The sequence below is a fragment of the Serratia plymuthica genome, assembly GCF_018336935.1.
Taxonomy (GTDB): domain Bacteria; phylum Pseudomonadota; class Gammaproteobacteria; order Enterobacterales; family Enterobacteriaceae; genus Serratia; species Serratia plymuthica_B.
This window is the reverse complement of the sequence record NZ_CP068771.1, coordinates 1,286,447-1,310,803: the sequence shown is the minus strand read 5'-3', so window position 1 is coordinate 1,310,803 and position 24,357 is coordinate 1,286,447. Positions and strand designations below refer to the sequence as shown.

The following is a 24,357-nucleotide window of genomic DNA, read 5'->3' as shown; positions in this document are numbered from 1 at the left end:
GTAACAAAATGATGCTATTTATGTTTTATTATTACGACAAGGAGCTTTCCCATGCTGCAGCCCGTTTCTTTGATCGCCGGCGCCGTGTTATCCGCCCTGCTTTGTTCCACCGCCTTCGCCGATGAAACACCGGCCAATACCGTCGGTTTTTCCGAGCGCGCGGCGCGCGGTAACATCGCGGAGCCGGGCGGCGCACGCCGTCTGAGCGGCGATCAAACCGCCGCGCTGAAAGCCTCGCTGTCTGACAAAACGGTCAAAAACGTGATTTTGCTGATCGGCGACGGCATGGGCGATTCCGAAATCACCTCGGCGCGCAACTACGCAGAAGGCGCGGGCGGCTATTTCAAAGGCATTGACGCCCTGCCGCTGACCGGCCAATACACCCATTACTCGCTGGACAAGAAAACCCACAAACCGGATTACGTGACGGATTCCGCCGCCTCGGCGACCGCATGGTCAACCGGCGTAAAAACCTATAACGGCGCGCTGGGCGTTGACGTCAACGGCAAGGACCAGCCGACGCTGCTGGAAATCGCCAAGGCGGCGGGTAAAGCCACCGGCAACGTCTCCACCGCCGAGCTGCAGGACGCCACGCCGGCCGCTCAGGTTTCGCATGTCACCTCTCGCAAATGTTACGGCCCGGAAGAAACCAGCGAAAAATGCGCCACCAACGCGCTGGAGAATGGCGGCCGTGGCTCGATCACCGAGCAATTGCTCAAAACCCGCGCCGACGTCTCGCTGGGCGGTGGAGCGAAATCCTTTAATCAGCTGGCGAAAAGCGGCGAATGGCAGGGAAAATCATTGAAAGACCAGGCAACCGCACTGGGTTATCAGTGGGTGGAAAACCTCGACGGCCTGAATGCCATCAGCGTAGCCAATCAGCAAAAACCGCTGCTCGGGCTGTTTGCCGCCGGCAATATGCCGGTGCGCTGGCAGGGCCCGAAAGCCTCGCATCACGGTAATATCGACCAACCGGCGGTCACCTGCGAGAACAACCCGGCACGTACGGCCGACATTCCGACGCTGGCGGCAATGACCGAAAAAGCGATAGACCTGCTGAAAAACCAGCAGAACGGTTTCTTCTTGCAGGTGGAAGGCGCATCGATCGACAAGCAGGACCATGAGGCCAACCCGTGCGGCCAGTTCGGCGAGACGGTCGATCTGGATGAAGCGGTACAGAAAGCGCTGGCCTTCGCCCGCGCCGACGGCAACACCCTGGTGATCGTCACCGCCGACCACGCCCACTCCAGCCAGATTATTGCCGTCGATGCCAAAGCCCCAGGCCTGACGCAAACGCTGACCACCAAAGATGGTGCGCCAATGACCATCAGCTATGGCAATTCGGAAGAAGGCTCTCAGGGACACACCGGCACCCAGTTGCGCGTTGCCGCCTACGGTCCGCATGCCGCCAACATCGTGGGCCTGACCGATCAGACCGACCTGTTCTACACCATGCGTGACGCCATGGCGATTAAGTAAGTTGGTTGCCAGGTAGCTCGCGCTGTCCCTTCTCCTCCTGAATATCAGGGGGAGAAGCGGCTCTAACAGGTTAAAAATGATCGATTAACGGCTATATTCCCCCTTGCGTCTTCACTTCGCGCCAACGCGCCCAGATGAAAGGATGAACCCTTGAAGTTGATTAGCCTGCCATTGACCACCGAACGCCTGCGGCTACGCCGCTTTACCCTTGCCGATCTCGGCGCCTACGCGGCTTATCACCGCCTGCCGGAGGTTTATCGCTATCTGTACGCCCCCACGCCGAGCGACGCTCAGCTGGAAGCGCTGCTTGCCCAGGCGGTGGCTTCGCGCTTCAGTGAGGATGGCGATATTTTTTATTGTGCGGTCACCTTGCGAGACAGCGGGGAACTGATCGGCGAAGTACTGCTGAAACTGGCCAACCGCGCGGCATTGCAAGGAGAGATCGGTTATATCTTCAACCCGGCCTACGCCGGTAAAGGCTATGCCGCAGAGGCGGTGCGTGCGGTGCTCGATCGCGGGTTCGGCGAAGTAGGTTGCCACCGCATCTTTGCCCGGCTCGATGCCGCCAATCAGGGCTCGATCGGCGTGGTCGAGCGGCTGGGCCTGCGCAAAGAGGCGCACCTGCGGCAAAACGACCGTTTCAACGGCGAATGGGGCGACGAGTTTATTTACGCCTTATTGAACGAAGAGTGGCAGCGCAGGCTGCCGTAGCGCGTTCTAGGCATCTGCCAGCACCTTCGCCGCCATTTGCTTATAGCTCTCCACCAGTTCGCGGCCCTCGTCGGGGCCGGTACTGACCGCCAGGCGCATCGTCGCTTCCCCCAGGTGCATCAGCAGAAAAGCGGCATTTTCAACCGCAACGGGATCCGCCTGCGGCCGCAAGCGCCGTATCGCCGCCGCCAGCAATGCACCGTTCAACCTGCTTTCCGCCACCTCTTCTTCGCGCAGCGTTTTGTTGGCCTGCGTCGCCGCCCAGATATCCCGCATGACGGGTTCGGCCATAAACAGGGCATAATATTCGTCAATCAGGCAGCCAAAAGCCTCGATCAGTCGAGGAAAGTCTTGTACCTGAGTTAAACACTGCTCAATGCATTCGCGCGCTTCCTGGTTATAACGCTGTGCCAGCACGCGCACGATAGCGGTCTTGTCCGGAAAGTACTGATACAGCGCCCCAATGGAAATACCGGCATTTTGCGCCACTTCGCTCATGCGCATCGCATCGCTGCCCTGCTGGGCTATCAGCGCGGTGGCGCAATCCAGGATCAGCGCCACCTTCTCGCGGCTCCGCGTCTGGCTGGGTTTACGCCGCAACGCGGGCGGATTTTTTTGCTTGTCATTCATCAGCATCGTCCTTTGAACCAAAAACTACCTTGACAATAATACGAGGGTTTATCATATTTACAAAACATGAGCATTACTCACATTTGGAGACGAACGATGGACAACAGCGATAAGACCTCACCGATACTGGTTTTAGGGGCTACCGGTAAAACCGGCAGCCGTGTAGCGGCACGTTTGCAACAGCAAGGCGTGGCCGTACGCCCCGGCCATCGTGGCGCCGCCATTCCTTTTGACTGGGAAGACAGCGGCAGCTGGCAACCGGCCTTACAGGATGTGAAAAAGGTGTATCTCAGTTTCCAGCCCGACCTGGCGGTGCCGGGCGCCATCGACACCATTGAACGTTTTTGCCGACAGGCGGCCACGGGTGGCGTGCAAAAGATCGTATTGCTCAGCGGGCGCGGAGAAGACGAAGCACGCCAGGCAGAGGAAGTGGTAGCGCGTAGCGGCGCGGACTGGACGATATTGCGCGCCAGCTGGTTTATGCAAAATTTCAGCGAAAGCTTTATTCTCGATGAGCTGCTGAACGGCACGGTTTATTTGCCGCCGGGCGAAATTCCAGAACCCTTTATTGATGCCGATGATATCGCCGACGCCGCAGTCGCCGCTCTCACCCAACCCGGCCACAGCAAGAGAGTATATGAGCTAACCGGCCCGCGACTGATGACGTTTGAACAAGCCATTAGCGAAATTGCCGCCGCCAGCGGACGCGAGATTCTCTATCGGCAGGTGCCGATAGCCGATTATGTCGGTTATCTGCGCGAAGCGCAGTTGCCGGAGGAGATGGTCAACCTGCTGGAGTATTTATTCAGTACGGTACTGGATGGGCGCAACGCGTCACTGACCGACGACGTTCAACGCAGCCTTGGGCGCCCGGCGCGTGATTTCGGCGCCTATGCCGCCGACACCGCAACCCGCGGTATTTGGCAGCCGCGCTAATCGGATGCCGGCCGCCAAAACGGCGGCCATTTTCTTTTTGTTACCGGCTACCCTTTGCAATTCATCGCTAAATATTGTGTGATAATGAAATATCGTTTAAATCAACGGCAATTAAACCCTGCTAATTTAACGGTTATATTTAACCCGCAATAATAAATGAATTATTCCTGCCCATATTTCTCTTTTTTTAGTTACAAAAGTAGTTTTTAACATTCTTGCAAACAATAATATCCCCTCAGTAACCTGAGTTGAACAATCCGCCTCCAGGCAGCCTGTAATAATCCACTTTTCGTTAAAGAAAACTATTAACAAAAAGACATTATCACTGCAATTCGGCTCATGTCTGGCGGTCTGTTTTGGCTTATTTCCAGGGTAACTCCCGATAAATTCTTTCACCTGCAATGAGTAGAATTTACACATAAGAGATTTGATTTAATGAGAAAATTACTCGTCCTGATCTTCTGTCTGAATCTGTTCGGCGTCACGCAACAGGCTGCGGCAGAAGAGAATAAGACCGTCGATGTGGTACTGATTGGCGGCGGCATCATGAGCGCCACCCTGGGGACTTATCTGCATGAGTTGGAGCCGAACTGGTCCATCGACATGTATGAACGCATGAACGGCGTTGCGGAAGAAAGTTCCAACGGCTGGAATAATGCCGGTACCGGCCACTCCGCTTTCGCCGAAATGAACTACACCCCGGAGAAAGAAGACGGCACCATTGATATCAGCAAAGCCGTGGTGGTTAACGAGTCTTTTGAAATTTCTCGTCAGTTCTGGTCTTATCAGGTAAAAAATAACGTCCTGAAAGATCCAAAATCCTTTATTAACAGCGTACCGCACATGAGCTTTGTCTGGGGTGACGATAACGTCAATTTCCTGCGCAAACGCTATGCGGCGCTGCAGCACAGCACCCTGTTCCGCGGGATGGAATACTCCGAAGACCCTAACCAGATTAAACAGTGGGCGCCGCTGGTGATGAACGGCCGCGATCCGGCGCAGAAAATTGCCGCGACCCGCATGCCGTTGGGTACCGACGTCAACTTTGGCGTGATCACCCATCAACTGGTGGATACGCTGACCAAAAATCCTAACTTCAAGCTGAACCTGAGCCATGAAGTGCGCGATATCAAACGCAACGCCGACAACACCTGGCGCGTGACCGTGGCCGATCTGAACCGTGACGGTAAAGAAACCACCGTTAACGCCAAATTCGTGTTTATCGGGGCAGGCGGCGCCTCTTTGACGCTGCTGCAGAAATCCGGCATTCCTGAAGCCGACGGCTACGGCGGTTTCCCGGTCGGCGGCCAGTTCCTGGTGACCAGCAATCCGGAAGTGGCGAATCAGCATCTGGCCAAGGTTTACGGTCTGGCCAGCGTAGGTTCGCCGCCAATGTCGGTTCCGCATCTGGACACCCGCATGCTGGATGGCAAGCGCGTCGTACTGTTCGGGCCGTTCGCCACCTTCTCCAGCAAGTTCCTGAAAAACGGTTCGCTGTTCGATCTGCTGCACTCTCTGAGCACCTCTAACCTGTTGCCGATGACCCACGTCGGGCTGGATAACTTCGATCTGGTGAAATACCTGGTTGGCCAGTTGATGATGAACGACGATGACCGTTTCGCTGCGCTGAAAGAGTACTTCCCTGAAGCCAAACAGGCCGACTGGAAGCTGTGGACCGCCGGACAACGCGTGCAGATCATCAAGAAAGATGATGAGAAAGGCGGCGTGTTGCAGTTCGGCACCGAAGTGGTCAGCTCCGAGGACGGCAGCATCGCCGCCCTGCTCGGCGCATCGCCGGGCGCCTCTACCGCTGCGCCAATCATGCTGCACCTGATGGAAAAAGTGTTCAAAGATAAAGTGGCGACGCCGGAATGGCAGAGCAAGCTGAAAGAGATCATTCCATCCTATGGTCACAAGCTGAACGGCGATATTGAAATGACCAACAAGATCCGCGGCTATACCAGCAGCGTCTTGCAGTTGGACTATATCGAAGTGAAGCCGGAAACTGACTGATCCGACGTTTGTTTCCCCTGCCATCAAGGCCGCCTCGCGCGGCCTTTTTTGTTTCCCCGCGGCGGTAAAAGCACGTTTAGCCACCTTTAGCCCGCCAGTTAACACTTGCGTAACCCGATTCAGCGGCCTATTATCAAAGAACTGGCTTGGATAATTACTCTTACCTACTGTGACCTGAATGCCGTACCGCGGGAGAACTTAAACAATGGATCGCGTCAATATCATTCACGATTTGCTGAACTGGATTGAAACTCACCTGGATCAACCGCTGCTGTTGGACAACGTGGCGGCGAAGTCAGGCTACTCTAAATGGCACCTGCAAAGGATGTTCCGCAGCACCACCGGCCATGCGCTGGGCAGCTATATCCGCGAGCGCCGCCTGTCACAGGCCGCGCAGGCGCTGCGTTCGACCCCACGCCCTATTCTCGACATCGCCCTGCAGTTCCATTTTGATTCCCAACCGTCATTTTCACGCGCGTTTAAAAAACAGTTCGGCAAAACGCCGGCGGTGTATCGCCGCACTACGCGCTGGGACGTGGTGGAAATGCGCCCGCAACCCATCGCGCCGCTGAACGGGCACCGGCACGAGTCGCCGGGCGTACATTTATGGTATGCGGGGAAATGCGTGGACAGCGCCTGCACTCATTGGATGGGCCTGCGCTGAGACGGCTAAACAACAAAAAGCCAATGGGCAACCCCATTGGCTTTTTTAATGCCCGCAATACTCAGTTGTATTCGATGGTAAAGGTTGCGGTCGACTTGATATTACCGCCTTTGATCGTGTTACCGGTGCGATAGTAACGGGCTTTCAGCGGCAGGGTCAGGGTGTTGGCCTGGTTTGGCACGGTGCGGCCGGCATTGACCACATCGCCATTCTTGATAGGTTGCGTCGTGGTGCCCGTCAACAGCTGCACGGCAACGCCGGAAGCCGTATTGGCGCCCGGCTGCGATTTGATCACGCCTGGCGCATTGGAGGTATCCTGATCGTAATTGAAACGCACATTCACAATCCCCTGCCCGGCACTGCCCGGCAGCAGATCTTCGCCGATGCCGCCAACGCAATTAATGTTGATATCAAAGGCTTTTTCACCCTGAGTTGAGCCGACGCCGCCAAAAGAGGCTGCCGTGACGCTATCCAGATTGACCACCTTGTCCTTTGAACCACTGTCGACGTTACAGGTTGAGGTGACAATCGTCAGGCTGTTGGCGTCGACAATCGATTGCAGCAATGGCAACCCAGGACCGGTACCGTCCATGTAGTAGTTGGTATAGAGCCCGGTAGTCAGTTGGCCGGTGCCTGTCTGAGCCGCAGTTTTCACGATATCGATCTTGAAGTAACCGCCGTTCAGGTTAACGGTCGTGTTCCCGCCCAGCCGCAAGGTATGCGGGTAAAAGGTACTGATCGATCCGGCTTCACGATACAAACGGATACCAATTCCCGGAATATTGGTGCTCCAGACGTTGGCAAGCGTAGAGCGGCTCCCCTGCAATATCTGGCCGATGGCGCTACCGCCACTGCTGCTGCAACGACCGATACCGTTCACGGCATTAATCGGGAACTGGCCGGTGGTCAGGGTATCACCGACCTGGCTGCCAGGCGTGACCAGCACGCGCCCGAGCCTCATATTGATCACCTGAGCCTTGTAACCGTTGGTGACCGTACAGCTGGCGTAAGCGCTCTGACCGGCGGCCATCAACAAGCCGAACAGCGCCAACCGTTGGGCCGCCGTTTTGTTCAGCGAAAGAACCCGCGTTAATTTCATCATTTGCAACTCGCCTCAATAATTTCGTAGTCAGTATTGCCCTGCGCTTTCGCGCTGTAGCTGACAGAACACTGCTGCGTAGGCTGCGTGCCCCATTTCACCTGCAACAGCCCTTTTTGCGCTTCGGTACGCAAGTAGATGCGGCTGCCCTGACCCACGATGCCCACCACCTGATTGCGGGTATCCAGCACTTCCGAGCCAAATGGCAACGCGTTGCCGTCCGGGCCGAGGGCATGGATGATCAACGCCTGGCCTTTGGTGGTCTTGAACTCCAGCCGTGCGATGGCTCCGGCATAAGGCGCAACCTGCTGGCTGCTGCTTTCCAGTTCCACATCGCGCGACATGCCGCTGGGATCGAGCGTAACGTTGGTCATGCGATAAGGCGCCACATAAGGCACTACCGCATAACCGTTGTCATCGATACGCACGCCCGGCGAGTTGGTCACGATAGCCCCGGCGGCGTCCGGCGCCTCTACCAGCACCATGGTCTGGCCGCGCTGCGGCGTCATGGTCACCCCGCCGCTGTGGGCCACGACGCTGCCCGATGCGCCGATCGATGACTGGCGATAATCTTTGCCGTAGCTGTAAGAGCCGTTCAGCGTCGAGAACCGGCTGCGGTATTCGCCGCTTACGCTGCTGTTGGTGCCGCCGGATTGATCGTTGGCCAGCGTCGCGCTGTAGCTGACGTTGTTATCTTCACCGGTAGAACCGTTGATACCCACGCGGCTGCTGTCGTAGCCGTTATCGGTATAGCCCAGAGAACTGTTCAGGCTCAGGGTCTGCGAACCGACGCTGAACGGAACCGACAGCGTCAGGTAATAACGGGTCTCATCGCGGTTATACATGTCCGAGGTGCGCATGGCGGACAGACCATAGGTGACGCGGCCATAGTAGTTGTTATAGCCCACCTGATATTGCTTGGTGCTGCCGCCCCGGTTCCAGTAATCGCGAACCGAACCGGTGATATACAAAGAGCCGTAGTTATCGCCCAGCCCCTGATTCAGGGTCAGCTGGTATTCGCTGCGCTGGCGGTTAACGGCGTCGGCGCTCATGTTCCTGCGTTCGTTGTCGCGCGAGTAAACGGCGTCACGCAACGAGAGGTAACCGGAGGTGGAATAGCGATAAGCGGCGATGGTGAAGTTGGTGTTGGTTTCAGTCATCAACTTGCTGTAGCTGAGCTTATAGCTCTGGCCGGATTGGTCGCCCTGCTTCAGACGGGTATTGGCCTGGGTCACGTCCAGGGCAAAGGCGCCGATCGGCGTTGCCACCGCGCTCCCCAACAGCACGGCACCATAGCCGTCACTGGCGATGGCCCCCGTGTAACCGGTGATGATATTGGTGAACCCGCGCTGATAAGTCGCCTGGAACATATCGGGTTCCTTGCTCAAATTATCATCGCGCACTCGGCCGGCGGTCAGGGAATAACGCTGGATCCCCGGACGCAACATCTGCGCTACCGAAGCGTAAGGCACGCTGAACTGGCGTTTGCTGCCGTCGGCCTCGTTGACGGTGACGTCCAAATCGCCGCCGTAGCCGGTAGGGTAAAGATCGTTAATCACGAATTCACCCGGGGCGACGGTAGTCTGGTAGATCAACTGGTTATTCTGGCGGATCTCCACCAGCGCGTTGCTCTGCGCCACGCCACGCACCACCGGCGCATAGCCGTTCAGAGAGTCGGGCAACATGCGGTCATCCGTCGCGACCTGCACGCCGCGAAAACCGATAGAATCAAAGAAGTCGCCGCTGGTATAGGTATCCCCCAACGTCAGCATGCCGCGCACGGCCGGGATGGCGCGCTGTGCGTAAGTGGCGGTGTTTTGCCAATGGGTGCTTTCGTTGGAGCGCCAGTTGACGTTCGAGTCGTGGCGCAACTGCCAACCGGCCACGTTTAACCCGGCGTTCAGGGTCAGATAAGCGTTGGTGGAATCCGCGTTGCTGCCGTTGGCAGAATTGTGGGTATTAAAGGCATTAAAATTATACGAAAGGCTGCCGGCGGTAATGCCGCGATCCCAGAATTTCGGGTCAACGTAACCGCGCGCACTGCGGCGCAGCGACGCCTGCGGAATACTGATATCCATACGCAGCGAACTGGTATCGAGGCGATAATAAGCTTCCGGCACCCACTGCGGCAGGCTTTTGCAGGTATCGGTATTGACCGACGGATCGCTGCTCAACGCCGCAGTATCCACACCGAACTCATCCAACGACAGCAAAGAAAAACAGGTGTCGGCGCTGTTTTTACCCGGCACGTTTTTGAAATCGATACTTTTCTTGCCTTTCCACTCCCCGTTAACATAAACGTCGAGTGAGTATTTGCCTGCCAGAATAGGATTGCCGTCGCGAAAACGCGAAAGATCGACGCCCTGCGCCTCGCCAATCAGGAAGCTGCTGTTGAAGGACGCTTCAACCGGGGCGGTGGGCTTTTTGCTGTCGACAACGATTTCCGCCCGGGCAAAACCGGGGGCAGCCAGGAAAAGCGCGCCACCGGTCAGCAGCAGAATCGATTTACAGTTAAATAGCGCCAGTTTAATGGCCGCAGAAATAGGCAACTCTTTCATATAAAAGCATTCCTTTACCAAATTAAGCTCACCCCGCCGACAGCCTGCGCTCGGGGATATGAGTCTCTCTTCCAAGAGTTACTTTTGCTTATTCTTAGTGCGGGACACCCGTCCGCCAAAATCGTTAATAGTGGTAAATGCAACGTCCGCAATGCGCGAGCTGTCACCGGAAAACGACAACGTTTTTTCCTGGCCTGGGGCCAGCATGTCGCCGTGTGGCGCCAACGGCACTTTCTTCTGGTTGACGACGGCATTGATTTCAGTGAACGACACGTAATAAGGCGTTGGGTTTTTCACGCTGACGCCGGCGCCGCTAAAGCGCCACTGCAGTTTTTCAGGCGCATCGTTCGCTTCGCCAGTCAGGCCGGCCGGACGATACAGCAGTTTGACGCGGGTGCGGAAAGCCACCTGTAAAAAGTTTTCAGGCGTGCTGCTGTTTGCCCCGGTCGGCGCTGGAGGGATCTCCAGTACGTTCAACCAGAACAGGGATTCTTTATCTTGTGCCAATGCTGACGTGGTCAGTGAAACACGCAGCGCCTGGCCGGTAGCCGGTTCAACACGGCTGATTGGCGGGGAAACGATAAACGGCGCCTTGCTGTTCTCTGGCGTGGTTTTCGCATCGCCTTCGTCAATCCAGGATTGGATCAATGCCGGTGAAGTTCCATTATTTGATAATTGGACGGTAACTTCCCGTTGTTTTCCCGGATAAATAATGCGAGTACCGTTAATGATGACACTGGAAAAAACGCTGCTGCTGAATAGCGTGGCGATCAGCAATACACTGTATTTTTTAAATGAGTTTTTCATTATTTTATCACTACGGTAGGGAAAAACGGCGGGAGTATTATCCCCCGCCCGAATAGGAATATGACTTATTGGTAAATGATGGTGTACTGAACGCTTGAAGTCACATCACCGGCACCGGCAGCATTGGTCGCGTAATATTCAGCGTAGTAGTTCAGGTCAGCAGAATCGCCTTCGTTAGCCACGGTAACCCACTGGGAGTTATTCTGCGCGCCATTGGTGCCGGCTGCCAGAATTGGCAGGAACTGGTTGTTGCTGCCCAGCAACTGAATTTGCACGTTGGTCGCTGCATCAGTCTGCGCCTGGTTGTTCAGACGGCCAGTGTTGAAATCAACAGTTGCGCCTGGTTCGAAATAAGTGGCTACCTGGCCTTTAGAACATTTGGTCAGGTTGATTGCAAATGGAGTACGGCCGGCAGTCGCGCTCTGAGTTGCCAGAGTTGAAGCAGAAACGGTTGGCAGAGTTACGGTGAAATCTTTACCGCCTGGGGTGCTGATAGTACAGGTCTGGTCAGTCACTTTACCGTTGAAAGTAATAGTACCGTCAGTCGCTTGTGCAGAGAAAGAAGAAATGGTAGCGGCGCTTACAGCCAATGCCAATACGGCAGACAGTTTAGAAATTTTCATATTTAGACTCTCGATGAATTAATACAACTATTAAGTACATTCAACGATGCTACTCCTTGTCAGGAATGAAGCCCCGATGAATCCATTGCCCGGCGAAATATAGACTAGGCGCATTCTTATTGTTAAATCGTTTATAACATTCATATCACCCCTCTTGATAGGAAAAAACTATCAACAAATACCTATCGATCGATGTTGACGATTTAACTGAATAGGAATAATCTGTGTTTTGAAAAGCCAGGTAGTGCAACATTTTACTTTAACTCATGATTATCAGGGTATTATCCTGTAAATTTACATTCAGTTACTTTTGAAACCATTTGGACTTCACGAAAAATTGCGCGTTTAATGGTCTGCGAGCGACCTGACACGTCCCGGCGCCAATAAATAAGATAATTACCAATAAACACCGTGTTTTTAATTTTTTTATTGTTAAAAAACAAATAGTTATATATCAATCAAGGGATTGAGGAATGAGCAGTTCTTTTAGAGCGAAAAATAACGGAATTAATTACGTTTTTCAGCCTATGTTCGGAAAATCCGGACAATTGCTGGCCGTTGAATGCTTATCCCGATTCACTTTCAATAGCGAATATGCTCATTTTTCCCCTGAGCAATTTTTTCGTTCTGCCGATAGCGCTACCCGGATTGAGATTCTGTTAGAACAAGTCAGTCTGATAGAAAAATATAATCACTGGTTTCGCGAAAATCAGGTTATCGCCACATTGAATGTGGACGATCATTCTCTGAAATCGCTGGCCAACGACCATTTTGCAGAAAGAATTCGCGCCACTCATTGTATTCATTTTGAAATCAGCGAGAACTCAACCCGACTGGTGAAAGATCGGGTTCATGGCGATCCTTCGCTGAAAAGCTATTCGTTTTGGCTGGATGATTTTGGTTCTGGTTACGCCGGTTTTTCCGCGTTGTATAACAGCCAGTTCCGCTTCGTTAAGCTCGACCGTTTTTTGTTATGGGACTTTATGAAAAAGTCCGGCGGCGACGGCTTAATGCGCGCTTTATTGCGTTTTTTTTACCTTAACCATTACAAGGTAATCATCGAAGGAGTTGAAACTCCCGACCATAAAAAATGGCTGGACGAAATGCCATATTACGCACTGCAGGGAAAGCTGTGGAAGGAATCCGACATCAAGGATTTGAACTCGCTTCTTACAGCTGAATACTTTTAACTCATTATTGGTGTCTGCCATTATGTCTAAAAACAATGTCCTTGTTATTAGTGAGTGTAAGTACAGCTATGTCGGCCTTTCGGTGTTAGTGAAAAAACATTACGGCAAGTACGATATCAGACTGTTTTCGGATTTTATGCAGGGCGGGTCCAAGGCGGAAAAGATAATTAAGCACGATATTGCGCTGATCTTTACTTCGCGAAATCTGGAGCAAAGCGTCAACGTCGTTGAAAGCCTAGTGTCAATGCATCAGCAATACAACACCAAAACGCGGATCCTGGTGTTTTATGATGATGAACGCGTAGTGAAACTGCTGTCGATACTGGGTATTTCCGTTGAATTGGTCTCAACCCGCATTCCACTTTATTCGCTGCAGGAAAAAATACAAAACCTGTTGGAAAGCAAAGAGGCAGGCGGGATAAAAATGCAGAAAACCCGCGAGCTCAGCCCGGCGGAAAGCGATGTCATCTTCAATCTGCTGCGTGGCGACAGCCTGCTGCATATTGCCCAGAAGCGCGGCACGCACCCCAAAACCATTTTCTCGCAAAAATACAGCGCGATGAAAAAACTGCGTTTGCGCAGCATGAGCTCCATCTTCGTCGCCAGTAAATAACCCTTCAGGCCGCGACCTCGCGGCCTGGCTTCATCACGCCAGGTTAAATTAATGTAACAATAAACGACAAAGCAGTAACAGCCACATAACACTCCTGGCTATTGATTACGATTTGCCCACGGGATTTTCCCGCGAGTCATGTCGTGGATTAAATAAAAACATCAGGAGATGTCATGAAATCATCCTTATTCAGCCGTTATACCTGCTTTGTTTTGAGCATCTTGCTGGCGCTGACGTCATTGGCGCTATCGCCGCAACAGCCCTGGTTTTGGTTGCCGACCATCATTTTCGGTTGCCTGAGCGCACTGGGCATTTACGATCTGACTCAACAACGCCACGCCATCTGCCGTAACTACCCGATCATCGGCCGCCTGCGCTTTTTCTTCGAATTTATTCGCCCGGAAATACGCCAGTACTTACTGGAAGAAGATAACGCGCAGATCCCGTTCTCCCGTACTCAGCGCACGCTGGTCTACCGCCGCGCCAAAAATGAAATGGGCGACAAACCCTTCGGTACCCAACTGGACGTTTATCAAACCGGCTATGAATGCATCGGCCATTCCATGCGCCCGGTAGCGGCATCCGATCCCACCAGTTTTCGCGTGGCGATCGGCGGCCCGGATTGCCGCCAGCCCTATTCCGCCTCGATCTTTAATATCTCCGCCATGAGCTTCGGCGCGCTGTCGGCCAACGCCATCCGCGCCCTCAATCTTGGTGCGGCAAAAGGCAATTTCTATCATGACACCGGCGAGGGCAGCATCAGCCGCTATCACCGCGAGAACGGCGGCGATCTGGTGTGGGAACTGGGCAGCGGCTATTTCGGCTGCCGCACCGCCGACGGCCATTTCGATCCGCAGCGCTTCGCCGAGCAGGCAAAAAGCCCGCAGGTGAAAATGATTGAAATCAAACTCAGCCAGGGCGCAAAACCGGGCCATGGCGGCATTCTGCCGGCGAAAAAAGTGGATGCGGAAATTGCCGCCACGCGCGGCGTGCCCGAAGGGGAAGACTGCATTTCTCCAGCCTCGCACAGCGCCTTCAGCACGCCGGTGGAAATGATGCATTTTATCCAGCAGTTGCGCGAATTGTCCGGCGGCAAACCGGTGGGATTCAAGCTTTGCATCGGCCACCCGTGGGAGTTTGTCGCCATCGCCAAGGCGATGTTGCATACCCATATTTTGCCGGACTTTATCGTAGTAGACGGTAAGGAAGGCGGCACCGGCGCCGCACCGCTTGAGTTGTCCAACTATATGGGCATGCCGCTGCGCGAAGGGTTGCTGTTCGTCCACAACACCCTGGTGGGCTGCGGGCTGCGCGACAAGGTCAAAGTCGGCGCCAGCGGCAAAATCATCAGCGCCTTCGACATCGCCAGCGTGCTGGTGCTGGGCGCCGATTGGGTTAACTCGGCGCGCGGTTTCATGTTCGCCGTCGGCTGCATCCAATCGCAAAGCTGCCACACCAACCACTGCCCCACCGGCGTCGCCACACAGGACCCACTGCGCCAGAAGGCATTAGTGGTGCCGAACAAAGCGGAACGCGTTTACCACTTCCACCAAAATACGGTCAAAGCGCTGGCGGAAATGCTGGCCGCGGCCGGCGTCAGCCGCCCGGAGCAACTGACGTCTCACCATATGCTACGCCGCATCACCTCAACCGAAATCAAGGTCTACGCGGATATCTATTACTACCTGGAGCCGGGCGCATTGCTGGAAAAAGAGATCCAAAGTGATTTTTATGCGCGTATGTGGCGCATGGCGACGCCCAACAGCTTCGATCAGGCGATCTCGCTGCCGGCTTAAGCGGTACCCTATAGCTTTCGAGTTTGGCGCCTGGCGGCAGCTTGATAGATGACGGGTATGAATTGCCCCCTCGCCTTGGGGAAGAGCATTGGAGAGGGGTGCTTGCTACAGCGGCCCTCCCCCTCAGCGGCGAGAGGGCATGTAGGTTATTGCTTGCGCGCCGGGGCGTCGCCCGCCACGTAATACTCTGCGGTACTGCGTGGCAACGGCGCACGCTGGCGAATGTTGTCAGCAATCTTCTCGGCAATCATGATCGTGGTGGCGTTCAGGTTACCGGTAATGATCAGCGGCATGATGGACGCATCCACCACCCGCAACCCTTCCATGCCGTGTACCCGGCCCTGGCCGTCGACCACCGCCATCTCGTCTTCGCCCATTTTGCATGAGCAAGAAGGGTGAAAGGCGGTTTCAGCATGTTCGCGCACAAAGGCGTCCAACTGCTCGTCGGTCTGCACCTCCGGCCCCGGGCTGATTTCGCGACCGCGGTACGCATCCAGCGCCGGCTGAGCCATGATTTCACGCGTAATACGGATCGCATCGCGGAACTCCTGCCAGTCTTGCTCTGTCGCCATATAGTTGAACAGGATGCTCGGATGCTGGCGCGGATCTTTCGATTTCACCTGCACCCGGCCACGGCTTGGAGAGCGCATCGACCCGACATGAGCCTGGAACCCGTGCTCTTTCACCGCGTTGCTGCCGTTATAGTTAATCGCCACCGGCAGGAAGTGATATTGGATGTTCGGCCAGGCGAATTCCTCGCGGCTACGGATAAAACCGCCGGCTTCAAACTGGTTGCTGGCGCCGATGCCGGTGCCGTTGAACAGCCACTCTGCGCCAATCTTCGGCTGGTTGAACCATTGCAGCGCCGGATACAGCGACACCGGTTTTTTACAGGCGTACTGCAGATACATTTCCAGGTGATCCTGCAGGTTCTCGCCGACGCCCGGCAGATCCTGCACCACATCGATATCCAGGCTTTTCAGCAGCTGCGCCGGGCCAACGCCGCTGCGTTGCAGGATTTGCGGCGACGCAATCGCCCCAGCGCACAGCAGCACTTCGCGCCGCGCGCTTGCGCTGGCGATCTGATTGCCGTCGCCCTGCAAGTAATCAACACCCACCGCGCGTTTGCCGTCGAAGCGGATACGATCGGTCAGCGCATGGGTAACGATTTTGAGATTTGGGCGTGAACGCGCCTGATCCAGATAACCGCGAGCGGTGCTGGCGCGGCGGCCTTTCGGCGTCACGGTGCGATCCATCGGGCCGAAGCCTTCCTGCTGATAGCCGTTCAGATCCTCGGTACGCGGGTACCCTGCCTGCACGCCGGCTTCCACCATCGCGTGGAACAGCTCATTGTTGCCGGCTTTCGGGGTAGTGACGCTGACCGGGCCGTCGCCGCCGTGATAGTCGTTAGGGCCGATGTCGCGGGTTTCCGCCTTGCGGAAATACGGCAGGCAGTCCAGATAGCTCCAGTTTTCCAGACCCGGCGCTTTTGCCCAGTTGTCGAAATCCATCGCGTTGCCGCGGATGTAACACATGCCGTTGATCAGCGAAGAACCGCCCAGGCCTTTGCCGCGGCCGCATTCCATACGGCGGTTGTTCATGTGCGGCTCAGGATCGGTTTCGTAGGCCCAGTTGTAGCGGCGGCCCTGCAGCGGGAAGGCCAGCGCGGCCGGCATTTGGGTACGGAAATCCATCCGATAATCCGGGCCGCCGGCTTCCAGCAGCAACACGCTGACATCAGCGTCTTCGGTTAAACGGGTGGCTAATACGTTACCGGCAGAGCCGGCACCGATGATGATGTAATCGAATTCCATCGATATCTCCTTATACCCTTCGTCTTTCAAGCCACAGCGTTGTTGGCTGCGTACGGCCACCCCAGTCACTGACTTAAGTAAGCTCCTGGGGATGCCCGAACTTGCCGCCTGGCTGCAGCTTGAAATCCATTGGGTATATATGTAGGGTCAAAAACTTGAGGGCCTCGGCATTTGGAAGCCCCAACAACGCTGTAGCTCGAAAGACGACGGGGATATCAGAACACCGAGGTGTATTCGCCCAACTCGACTTGCACCGATTTGATCTGGGTGTAGTGCTCCAGCGTGCTCAGGCCGTTCTCGCGGCCGACGCCGGATTGCTTGTAGCCGCCAACCGGCATTTCCGCCGCCGACTCGCCCCAGGTGTTGATCCAGCAAATGCCGGCTTCAAGCTGGTGAATCACGCGGTGAGCGCGGGTCAGATCGTTGGTCACCAGACCGGCGGCCAGGCCGAAGGTGGTGTCGTTGGCACGGCGCACCACTTCTTCTTCGCTGTGATAGCTGAGGATGCTCATCACCGGCCCGAAGATCTCTTCACGCACAATTTCCATGTCGTCGCGGCAATCGGTAAACACCGTCGGCGCCACATAGGCGCCCTTGGCGTATTCGCCTTCGGTCACGCGCTCACCGCCGCACAGCAAACGCGCGCCGCTGTTCTTGCCGCTCTCGATAAAGCGCAGCACGGATTCCATATGCGCGAAGCTGACCAGCGGCCCAAAGTTGGTTTGCGGATCGGTCGGATCACCCAGGCGAATACGCTTCACGCGCTCGAGAATTTTCGCTTCAAACTGCGCCTGCAACGCCGCCGGGACAAACACCCGCGTACCGTTGGTGCACACCTGGCCGGAGCTGTAGAAATTGGCCATCATGGCGATGTCGGCGGCGCGATCCAGATCGGCGTCGTCAAAGACAATCAGCGGCGACTTGCCGCCCAGCTCCATGGTGACTTCTTTCAGCGTGGAGCCGGAGGCGTTGGCCATCACTTTCTTGCCGGTTTTCACCCCGCCGGTGAAAGATACCTTGGCGATGCCCGGGTGATCGGTCAGATACTGGCCGACGTCTGCGCCGCTGCCGGTGAGCACGTTGAACACGCCGTCCGGCACGCCGGCTTCGGTGTAGATCTCGGCCAGTTTCAGCGCGGTCAGGGAGGTTACTTCGCTCGGTTTGAAGATCATCGCGTTGCCCGCCGCCAGGGCCGGCGCGGACTTCCACAAGGCAATCTGAATCGGGTAGTTCCAGGCGCCGATACCTGCCACCACGCCCAGCGGTTCACGGCGGGTATACACGAAAGAGGTGTCGCGCAGCGGGATCTGCTGGCCTTCGATAGCCGGGATCAGCCCTGCGTAGTATTCCAGTACGTCGGCGCCGGTGACGATATCGACCGCGGTGGTTTCCGACATCGCCTTGCCGGTATCCAGCGTTTCCAGCGCCGCCAGTTCGTCATTGCGCTCGCGCAGAATATCCACCGCGCGGCGCAGAATGCGCGAACGCGCCATCGCCGTCATCGCCGCCCACACCTTCTGCCCGCTGGCTGCGCTGGCAACCGCACGGTTGACGTCTTCAGCGCTGGCGGACTGGATCTCGGCAAGCACTTCGCCATTCGCCGGGTTCACTGCGTTGAAGGTTTTCCCCTCGGTACTGTCTACATAGGCGCCATTGATATAGAGCTTCTGCAAGCCAAAACGGGACATAGGTTCTCCTTGGATTGTCCTCAGGGTGGCGTTTGCCCCCGGAGTTGAAACGTAATGTAATCGGTAGTGAGCGCGATCGCCTGCGCCTGGTTAAACGCCGCGCCGCGCAGTGCGCTGCGCAACCACAGACCGTCGATCAATGCCGCCAGCCCTTTGGCCGCCAAACGCGCCTGCGCCTGCGGTAAGCTGCGCCTGAACTCGGCGCACAGGTTGGAATACAGACGGCGGCCGTTCACCTGCTGTAGCCGGTTAAGCTGCGGCTGATGCAGGCTGCTGGCCCAAAAGGCCAGCCAGGTTTTCATCGCTGCGCTGTTGATCTGGCTGTCGTCGAAGTTGCCGGCGACGATCGCCTGCAGCCTCGAAGCCGGGCTCTGGTCGTTCAGCGCCTGCAACCGCAGCTTCACCGCTTCGCCCAAATGGCTGATCAAATAGCGCATCGTGGCTTCCAGCAAGCCGTTCTTGTCCTTGAAATAGTGGCTGATGATGCCGTTGGAAACGCCCGCCCTGCGCGCTATCTGCGCAATGGTGGCGTCATGCATTCCGACTTCGTTTACCGCGGCCAGCGTGGCATCAATCAACTGCTGCCTTCTTATTGGCTGCATTCCTACCTTTGGCATAATTCGACTCTCACAAAACCGACTTCGGCCTCATCTCAGCGGCGAATTTCATCGACCTTTCGCCTGCTGAACTTGGTCTTCATGCGGACTATTAAACTTTTTTTTGATTGAACGTTCAATAAAAATTGCATATATTTTATTGCTGCCTGGTTACAAAAATGTACTTTTCGGTTGTGGAACTGGCTGATTTTTGTGAGGTATTTAACGAATCTGACCAAAATCAGTGTCTGTAAGCGGTTCCCACCACGAAACGATTTCCCGTTTCGTTAACAGGCTAAACGGCAAGCAGTGCCGCTTTTTATCCGCACTTTCCGGACGACGCCTGCGCGTCGTTCAGAGCAGAAATGTGGGCACGATTTTACTCAGTTGTTAAAAACAGAGGACGACGATGACAACCAGCGAAACCTCCTCAAAACCGCAAAAGGATCGCCTTAATCCTGTGGTTTTCTTTACCTCGGCAGGGCTGATTCTGGCCTTCTCGCTGATGACCATCTTTTTTACCGATTTCTCCGGGCGATGGATCACCCGTACCCTGAATTGGGTTTCAACCACCTTCGGCTGGTATTACCTGCTGGCCGCCACCCTGTACATCGTATTCGTGGTATTTATCGCCGCCTCGCGCTTCGGTTCGATCAAGCTCGGGCCGGAACAGTCCAAGCCCGAGTTCAGCCTGATGAGCTGGGCGGCGATGCTGTTCGCCGCCGGTATCGGCATCGATTTGATGTTCTTCTCGGTCGCCGAACCCGTGACGCAATATATGATGCCGCCGGAGGGCGATGCCCAAACGTTGGAAGCCGCGCGCCAGGCCATGGTGTGGACGCTGTTCCACTATGGGTTAACCGGCTGGTCGATGTATGCGTTGATGGGCATTGCCCTCGGTTATTTCAGCTACCGCTATAACCTGCCGCTGACTATCCGTTCGGCGCTGTACCCGATCTTCGGTAAACGCATCAACGGCCCGATCGGCCACAGCGTGGATATCGCGGCGGTGCTGGGCACTATTTTCGGCATCGCTACCACGCTCGGCATTGGCGTGGTGCAGCTCAACTACGGATTGAAGGTGCTGTTCCAGGTACCGGAAAACCTGACGGTTCAAAGCGCGCTTATCCTGCTTTCGGTGATTATGGCCACCATTTCGGTGACCTCCGGCGTCAACAAGGGCATTCGTATTTTGTCGGAACTCAACGTATTGCTGGCGCTGGGGCTGATCCTGTTCGTGCTGTTCTGCGGCGATACCGAGTTCCTGCTCAATGCGCTGGTGCTCAACGTCGGCGATTACGTCAACCGCTTTATGGGCATGACGCTCAACAGCTTCGCCTTCGATCGTCCGGTGGAATGGATGAACAACTGGACCCTGTTCTTCTGGGCATGGTGGGTGGCATGGTCGCCGTTTGTCGGCCTGTTCCTGGCGCGTATTTCACGCGGGCGTACCATCCGTCAGTTTGTGGTCGGCACGCTGATCATTCCTTTCGTGTTCACCCTGCTGTGGCTGTCGATATTCGGCAATAGCGCGCTGTACCAGATTATCCACGGCAATGCCGCCTTCGCGCAGGAAGTGATGCAATACCCGGAGCGCGGTTTCTATAGCCTGCTGGCGCAATACCCGGGCTTCACCTTCAGCGCCTCGGTGGCCACCATTACCGGCCTGCTGTTCTATGTGACCTCGGCGGATTCAGGTTCGCTGGTGCTGGGCAACTTTACCTCGCGCCTGGTCGACATCAATAACGATGCACCCAACTGGCTGCGGATTTTCTGGTCGGTGGCCATCGGCCTGTTGACCATCGGCATGCTGATGACCGACGGGGTGCCTGCGTTGCAGAAAACGACGGTGATCATGGGCCTGCCGTTCAGCTTCGTGATCTTCTTCGTGATGGCCGGGTTGTATAAATCGCTGCGGGTTGAGGACTATCGCAAGGCCAGCGCGCTGAACACCAACGCCCCCATGCCGATATCCAGTAATGACGTACTGAACTGGAAGCAGCGCCTGTCGCGGGTGATGAACTACCCCGGCACCCAGTACACGCAAAAAATGCTGGATACCCGTTGCAGACCGGCCATGCAGGAAGTGGCGCGCGAGCTGGAACTGCGCGGCGCCAAAGTGGAATTTACCGAAGTGCCGCCGGCAGAAGATGAGCGTTTGAACCACCTGGAGCTGCTGGTGCATTTGGGTGAAGAGCAGAACTTTATCTATCAGATTTGGCCACAGCGTTATTCGGTGCCGGGCTTCACCTACCGCGCCCGCTCAGGCAAATCGCACTATTACCGGCTGGAAACCTTCCTGATGGAAGGCACCCAGGGTAATGACCTGATGGATTACAGCAAGGAGCAGGTGATCGGCGACATTCTCGATCAGTACGAGAAGCACCTGAACTTCCTGCATATTCACCGCGAAGCGCCGGGCAATACCCTGACCTTCCCGGATATGTAACCCGGCTCAGGCACGGCAAAAAGGCGCAGCGGGTTTCGCTGCGCCTTTTTTATTACTGCCCCATCGCATCTTTTATTACTGCCCCATCGCATCCTTTTTCATGGCGTCTTTCTTCATAGCGTCTTTCGCCATGTGGTCCTTTTTCATCGCGTCATGCTTCATGGCGTCTTTCTTCATGCAATCCTTGCCCATGCAATCTTTCTTCATACCGTCCTTAGCCATACCGTCTTTCGCCATGCCGTCATGCGACATCTGGCTCATGCCGTCCTTCTTCATCGCATCCTTACTCATGCTGTCTGCGGCATTGGCACCGGCCACGCCCAACATCAACGCGCTGCACATCATCATTGCGAATAACTTTTTCATGGTATTTCCTTCTTTCATGTCAAAGACACCTGAGGTGTCAGGGGATAGTTGCGGCCGCCGTCAGCTGCCGCCAAACCAGTTATAACCTTGGTCTTCCCAGTAACCGCCCGGGAAGCGATTGGTGATTTCAATCACCTGAATGTGTTTCGGATTCTTGTAACCGAGTTTGGTCGGCATGCGCAGCTTCATCGGATAACCGTATTTGCGCGGCAGAATCTGGCCGTCATAGGTCAGCGCCAGAATGGTCTGGGGATGCAGCGCGGTAGCCATATCGATGCTGGTGTAGTAATCGTCGGCGCATTTAAAGCTGACATAGCGCGCGTTCAAATCCGCGCCAATCGCCTTGAGAAAGGTCGCAAAGGGCACGCCTCCCCACTTGCCGATGGCGCTCCAGCCTTCGACGCAGATATGGCGCGTCACCTGACTGATTTGCGCCATCCGGTGCAACTGCGGCAATGTCCAGGCGCTTTTGTCCAGCACCAGTCCGCTGACTTCCAACCGATAGTCGTCGCCGTTGATGTCCGGCGCCTCTTCTTCGCCGTAAAAGGCGTTGAACGGAAACGGCCGGGTCATCATGGATTCGGGATAGACCGGCGCCAGATGGTCGGCGCTGAACAGCCAACCCTGCACCCGATCGTTAAAACGCGAAATGCGACTCAGCGCCTGCTCGACGTTGGCGTTGCTGCTGAGATCGCAGCCGGTGAGCATCGCTATGCCGCCCAGCGTCAGACCGTTGCGCAGAAAACGGCGGCGTGACGAAGACGCCAGCAACCGCTGCGCCTCTTTGACAATCTCCTGCCCCTCACTCACCGTAATGGATGGCTTATCCGTTTTCATTGCGATCCCCTTAACGTCCGCGCAACATGGCCAACAAGGTGCGGGGCACCAGCGCCACCATCACCAAATGAATCACGACAAACCCCACCAGCGCCGACATGGCGAAAAAGTGGATGTAACGCGCCGTGTCATAACCGCCAAGCAGTTCGCGCAACAGCGGAAACTGCACCGATTTCCACAGCACCAGCCCGGAGAGCGCCATCAGGATGCTGTCGGCCATCACGAACAGATAAGCCGCGCGCTGCACCATGTTGTAGTGGCGCAAATCGGCATGCTGCAGCCGGCCACGCAACGCGGCGCTCAGATCGGTGAAAAACTGTCTGGGGCTGAGCGGCCAAAATTTGCGTTTGAAACGGCCGCTGACCAGGTTAATGAGCAGGTAACACAGCCCGTTAAACCCAAACAGCCACATGCCGGCAAAGTGCCACTGCAGTGCGCCGCCTAACCAGCCGCCGAGCGTCAGCTCGTTGACAAAGCTGAAGTTGAACAGCGGCGAAGCGTTATAGATGCGCCAGCCGCTGGTCACCATGATCAGCATCGCCAACGCGTTCAACCAATGCGTCAACCGCAACCACAGCGGATGCACAAGCGGTGGCTTTTCCGGTGCGCGAGTCATGCTCATGATTTTCTCCTGGCGGCCAAGGTGGCGATGAACCCAGTATTTCGCGAATTTGTTCCCCAAGACCTCACGCAAAGTTAAATAAAATGTGATAACTCCCCGCACCGCGCTTGTGTAGACTTCAGAGAGAAGCGGGTCATCGGTGGCGGAAAAGATGGAAAAACCAAAGAGAATTTTAATCGTTGAGGATGACGGCGATATCGCCGAACTGCTGCAGTTGCACCTGCGCGATGAGGGCTACAGCATCAGCCACGCCGCCGACGGCAATCTGGGCATGACGATGCTGGAACAGGGCGGCTGGGACGCCCTGATCCTCGATCTGATGCTGCCGGGCATCGATGGGCTGGAGATCTGTCGCCGGGCGCGCAACATGACGCGCTACACGCCGATCATCATCACCAGCGCGCGCTCCAGCGAGGTGCATCGCGTGTTGGGGCTGGAGCTTGGCGCCGACGATTATCTGGCCAAGCCTTTCTCGATGCTGGAGCTGGTGGCGCGGGTCAAGGCGCTGTTCCGCCGCCAGGAGGCGATGAGCCGTAACCTGCGCCTGGACGCCGGCACGCTGAGCTTTGACGGCCTGACCATCGATCCCATCGCCCGCGAGGTGCAATTGAATCAGCAGCCGATCGATCTGACGCCGCGCGAGTTCGACCTGCTGTATTTCTTCGCGCGCCATCCGGGCAAGGTATTCTCCCGCCTGAGCCTGCTCAATCAGGTGTGGGGTTATCAGCATGAAGGGTATGAACACACGGTGAATACCCATATCAACCGGCTGCGCATCAAGATAGAAAGCAACCCGGCGGAACCCCAGCACATCCTCACCGTGTGGGGCATGGGCTATAAATTCGCGGCGTCGCCGCAAGAGTAAA

The 24,357-nt window shown here is 55.9% G+C and carries 21 protein-coding genes; 10 read left to right on the top strand and 11 right to left on the bottom strand.

The window, feature by feature from the left end:
- Nucleotides 1-51: 51 nt before the first annotated feature.
- Entirely contained in the window at nt 52-1,479 is a 1,428-nt protein-coding gene (phoA, locus tag JK621_RS06275; protein WP_212559075.1) for an alkaline phosphatase, read from the top strand.
- A 150-nt stretch (nt 1,480-1,629) separates the two neighbouring features.
- Nucleotides 1,630-2,190 carry a GNAT family N-acetyltransferase gene (locus JK621_RS06270; protein ID WP_212559074.1) on the top strand — a complete coding sequence of 187 codons (561 nt, stop codon included), beginning with the start codon at nt 1,630-1,632 and terminating at the stop codon, nt 2,188-2,190.
- Between the two features lie 6 nt (nt 2,191-2,196).
- Here the strand turns inward: JK621_RS06270 and JK621_RS06265 are convergent, their stop codons facing one another.
- Nucleotides 2,197-2,820 (bottom strand): TetR/AcrR family transcriptional regulator, encoded by a 624-nt coding sequence (locus tag JK621_RS06265; protein ID WP_212559073.1) that lies wholly within the window; start codon nt 2,818-2,820, stop codon nt 2,197-2,199.
- Between the two features lie 96 nt (nt 2,821-2,916).
- On the opposite strand from JK621_RS06265, the gene JK621_RS06260 reads away from it, so the two are divergent.
- The 3 genes from JK621_RS06260 to JK621_RS06250 all read left to right on the top strand — a co-directional run bounded on the left by JK621_RS06260 (nt 2,917) and on the right by JK621_RS06250 (nt 6,433).
- Nucleotides 2,917-3,756 (top strand): NAD(P)H-binding protein, encoded by an 840-nt coding sequence (locus JK621_RS06260; RefSeq protein ID WP_212559072.1) that lies wholly within the window; start codon nt 2,917-2,919, stop codon nt 3,754-3,756.
- Nucleotides 3,757-4,191: 435 nt separating this feature from the next.
- Nucleotides 4,192-5,769 (top strand): malate dehydrogenase (quinone), encoded by a 1,578-nt coding sequence (gene mqo, locus JK621_RS06255; protein ID WP_212559071.1) that lies wholly within the window; start codon nt 4,192-4,194, stop codon nt 5,767-5,769.
- A gap of 205 nt (nt 5,770-5,974) precedes the next feature.
- Nucleotides 5,975-6,433 carry a helix-turn-helix domain-containing protein gene (locus JK621_RS06250; protein WP_006322135.1) on the top strand — a complete coding sequence of 153 codons (459 nt, stop codon included), beginning with the start codon at nt 5,975-5,977 and terminating at the stop codon, nt 6,431-6,433.
- 61 nt (nt 6,434-6,494) lie between these two features.
- Here the strand turns inward: JK621_RS06250 and JK621_RS06245 are convergent, their stop codons facing one another.
- The 4 genes from JK621_RS06245 to JK621_RS06230 form a co-directional block, all read right to left on the bottom strand.
- The gene (locus tag JK621_RS06245; protein WP_212559070.1) at nt 6,495-7,535 is read right to left on the bottom strand and encodes a fimbrial protein; all 1,041 of its coding nucleotides are present in this window, start codon (nt 7,533-7,535) and stop codon (nt 6,495-6,497) included.
- Nucleotides 7,532-10,090 carry a fimbria/pilus outer membrane usher protein gene (locus tag JK621_RS06240; RefSeq protein WP_212559069.1) on the bottom strand — a complete coding sequence of 853 codons (2,559 nt, stop codon included), beginning with the start codon at nt 10,088-10,090 and terminating at the stop codon, nt 7,532-7,534. The genes JK621_RS06245 and JK621_RS06240 overlap by 4 nt, the downstream gene beginning before the upstream one ends.
- Before the next feature lie 78 nt (nt 10,091-10,168).
- A complete protein-coding gene (locus tag JK621_RS06235; RefSeq protein ID WP_212559068.1) occupies nt 10,169-10,897 on the bottom strand; it encodes a fimbrial biogenesis chaperone in 729 nt (242 codons plus the stop codon).
- Nucleotides 10,898-10,962: 65 nt separating this feature from the next.
- Entirely contained in the window at nt 10,963-11,520 is a 558-nt protein-coding gene (locus tag JK621_RS06230) for a fimbrial protein (protein ID WP_004942285.1), read from the bottom strand.
- A gap of 473 nt (nt 11,521-11,993) precedes the next feature.
- On the opposite strand from JK621_RS06230, the gene JK621_RS06225 reads away from it, so the two are divergent.
- The 3 genes from JK621_RS06225 to JK621_RS06215 all read left to right on the top strand — a co-directional run bounded on the left by JK621_RS06225 (nt 11,994) and on the right by JK621_RS06215 (nt 15,119).
- Entirely contained in the window at nt 11,994-12,710 is a 717-nt protein-coding gene (locus tag JK621_RS06225) for an EAL domain-containing protein (RefSeq protein WP_212559067.1), read from the top strand.
- A 22-nt stretch (nt 12,711-12,732) separates the two neighbouring features.
- Nucleotides 12,733-13,323: a LuxR family transcriptional regulator gene (locus JK621_RS06220; protein ID WP_212559066.1), complete on the top strand. Its 591-nt coding sequence runs from the start codon at nt 12,733-12,735 to the stop codon at nt 13,321-13,323.
- Nucleotides 13,324-13,496: 173 nt separating this feature from the next.
- Nucleotides 13,497-15,119 (top strand): FMN-binding glutamate synthase family protein, encoded by a 1,623-nt coding sequence (locus JK621_RS06215; RefSeq protein ID WP_212559065.1) that lies wholly within the window; start codon nt 13,497-13,499, stop codon nt 15,117-15,119.
- 146 nt (nt 15,120-15,265) lie between these two features.
- Here JK621_RS06215 and betA read toward each other — a convergent pair whose 3' ends face one another.
- The 3 genes from betA to betI form a co-directional block, all read right to left on the bottom strand.
- A complete protein-coding gene (betA, locus tag JK621_RS06210; RefSeq protein ID WP_212559064.1) occupies nt 15,266-16,933 on the bottom strand; it encodes a choline dehydrogenase in 1,668 nt (555 codons plus the stop codon).
- A 215-nt stretch (nt 16,934-17,148) separates the two neighbouring features.
- Nucleotides 17,149-18,621, bottom strand: a complete 1,473-nt coding sequence (gene betB / locus JK621_RS06205) for a betaine-aldehyde dehydrogenase (RefSeq protein ID WP_212559063.1) — start codon at nt 18,619-18,621, stop codon at nt 17,149-17,151.
- 20 nt (nt 18,622-18,641) lie between these two features.
- Entirely contained in the window at nt 18,642-19,238 is a 597-nt protein-coding gene (gene betI, locus JK621_RS06200; protein WP_212559062.1) for a transcriptional regulator BetI, read from the bottom strand.
- Between the two features lie 388 nt (nt 19,239-19,626).
- Here betI and JK621_RS06195 point away from each other — a divergent pair, with 388 nt between their 5' ends.
- Nucleotides 19,627-21,666, top strand: a complete 2,040-nt coding sequence (locus tag JK621_RS06195; protein ID WP_212559061.1) for a choline transporter — start codon at nt 19,627-19,629, stop codon at nt 21,664-21,666.
- Nucleotides 21,667-21,741: 75 nt separating this feature from the next.
- Here JK621_RS06195 and JK621_RS06190 read toward each other — a convergent pair whose 3' ends face one another.
- The 3 genes from JK621_RS06190 to JK621_RS06180 are packed head-to-tail and all read right to left on the bottom strand — an operon-like array spanning nt 21,742 to nt 23,491.
- A complete protein-coding gene (locus JK621_RS06190) occupies nt 21,742-22,032 on the bottom strand; it encodes a pentapeptide MXKDX repeat protein (protein ID WP_212559060.1) in 291 nt (96 codons plus the stop codon).
- A 60-nt stretch (nt 22,033-22,092) separates the two neighbouring features.
- Nucleotides 22,093-22,869, bottom strand: a complete 777-nt coding sequence (locus tag JK621_RS06185; protein ID WP_212559059.1) for a molybdopterin-dependent oxidoreductase — start codon at nt 22,867-22,869, stop codon at nt 22,093-22,095.
- Between the two features lie 10 nt (nt 22,870-22,879).
- Nucleotides 22,880-23,491: a cytochrome b/b6 domain-containing protein gene (locus JK621_RS06180; protein ID WP_212559058.1), complete on the bottom strand. Its 612-nt coding sequence runs from the start codon at nt 23,489-23,491 to the stop codon at nt 22,880-22,882.
- A gap of 151 nt (nt 23,492-23,642) precedes the next feature.
- On the opposite strand from JK621_RS06180, the gene JK621_RS06175 reads away from it, so the two are divergent.
- Entirely contained in the window at nt 23,643-24,356 is a 714-nt protein-coding gene (locus tag JK621_RS06175; RefSeq protein ID WP_212559057.1) for a response regulator transcription factor, read from the top strand.
- Nucleotide 24,357: the final 1 nt, after the last annotated feature.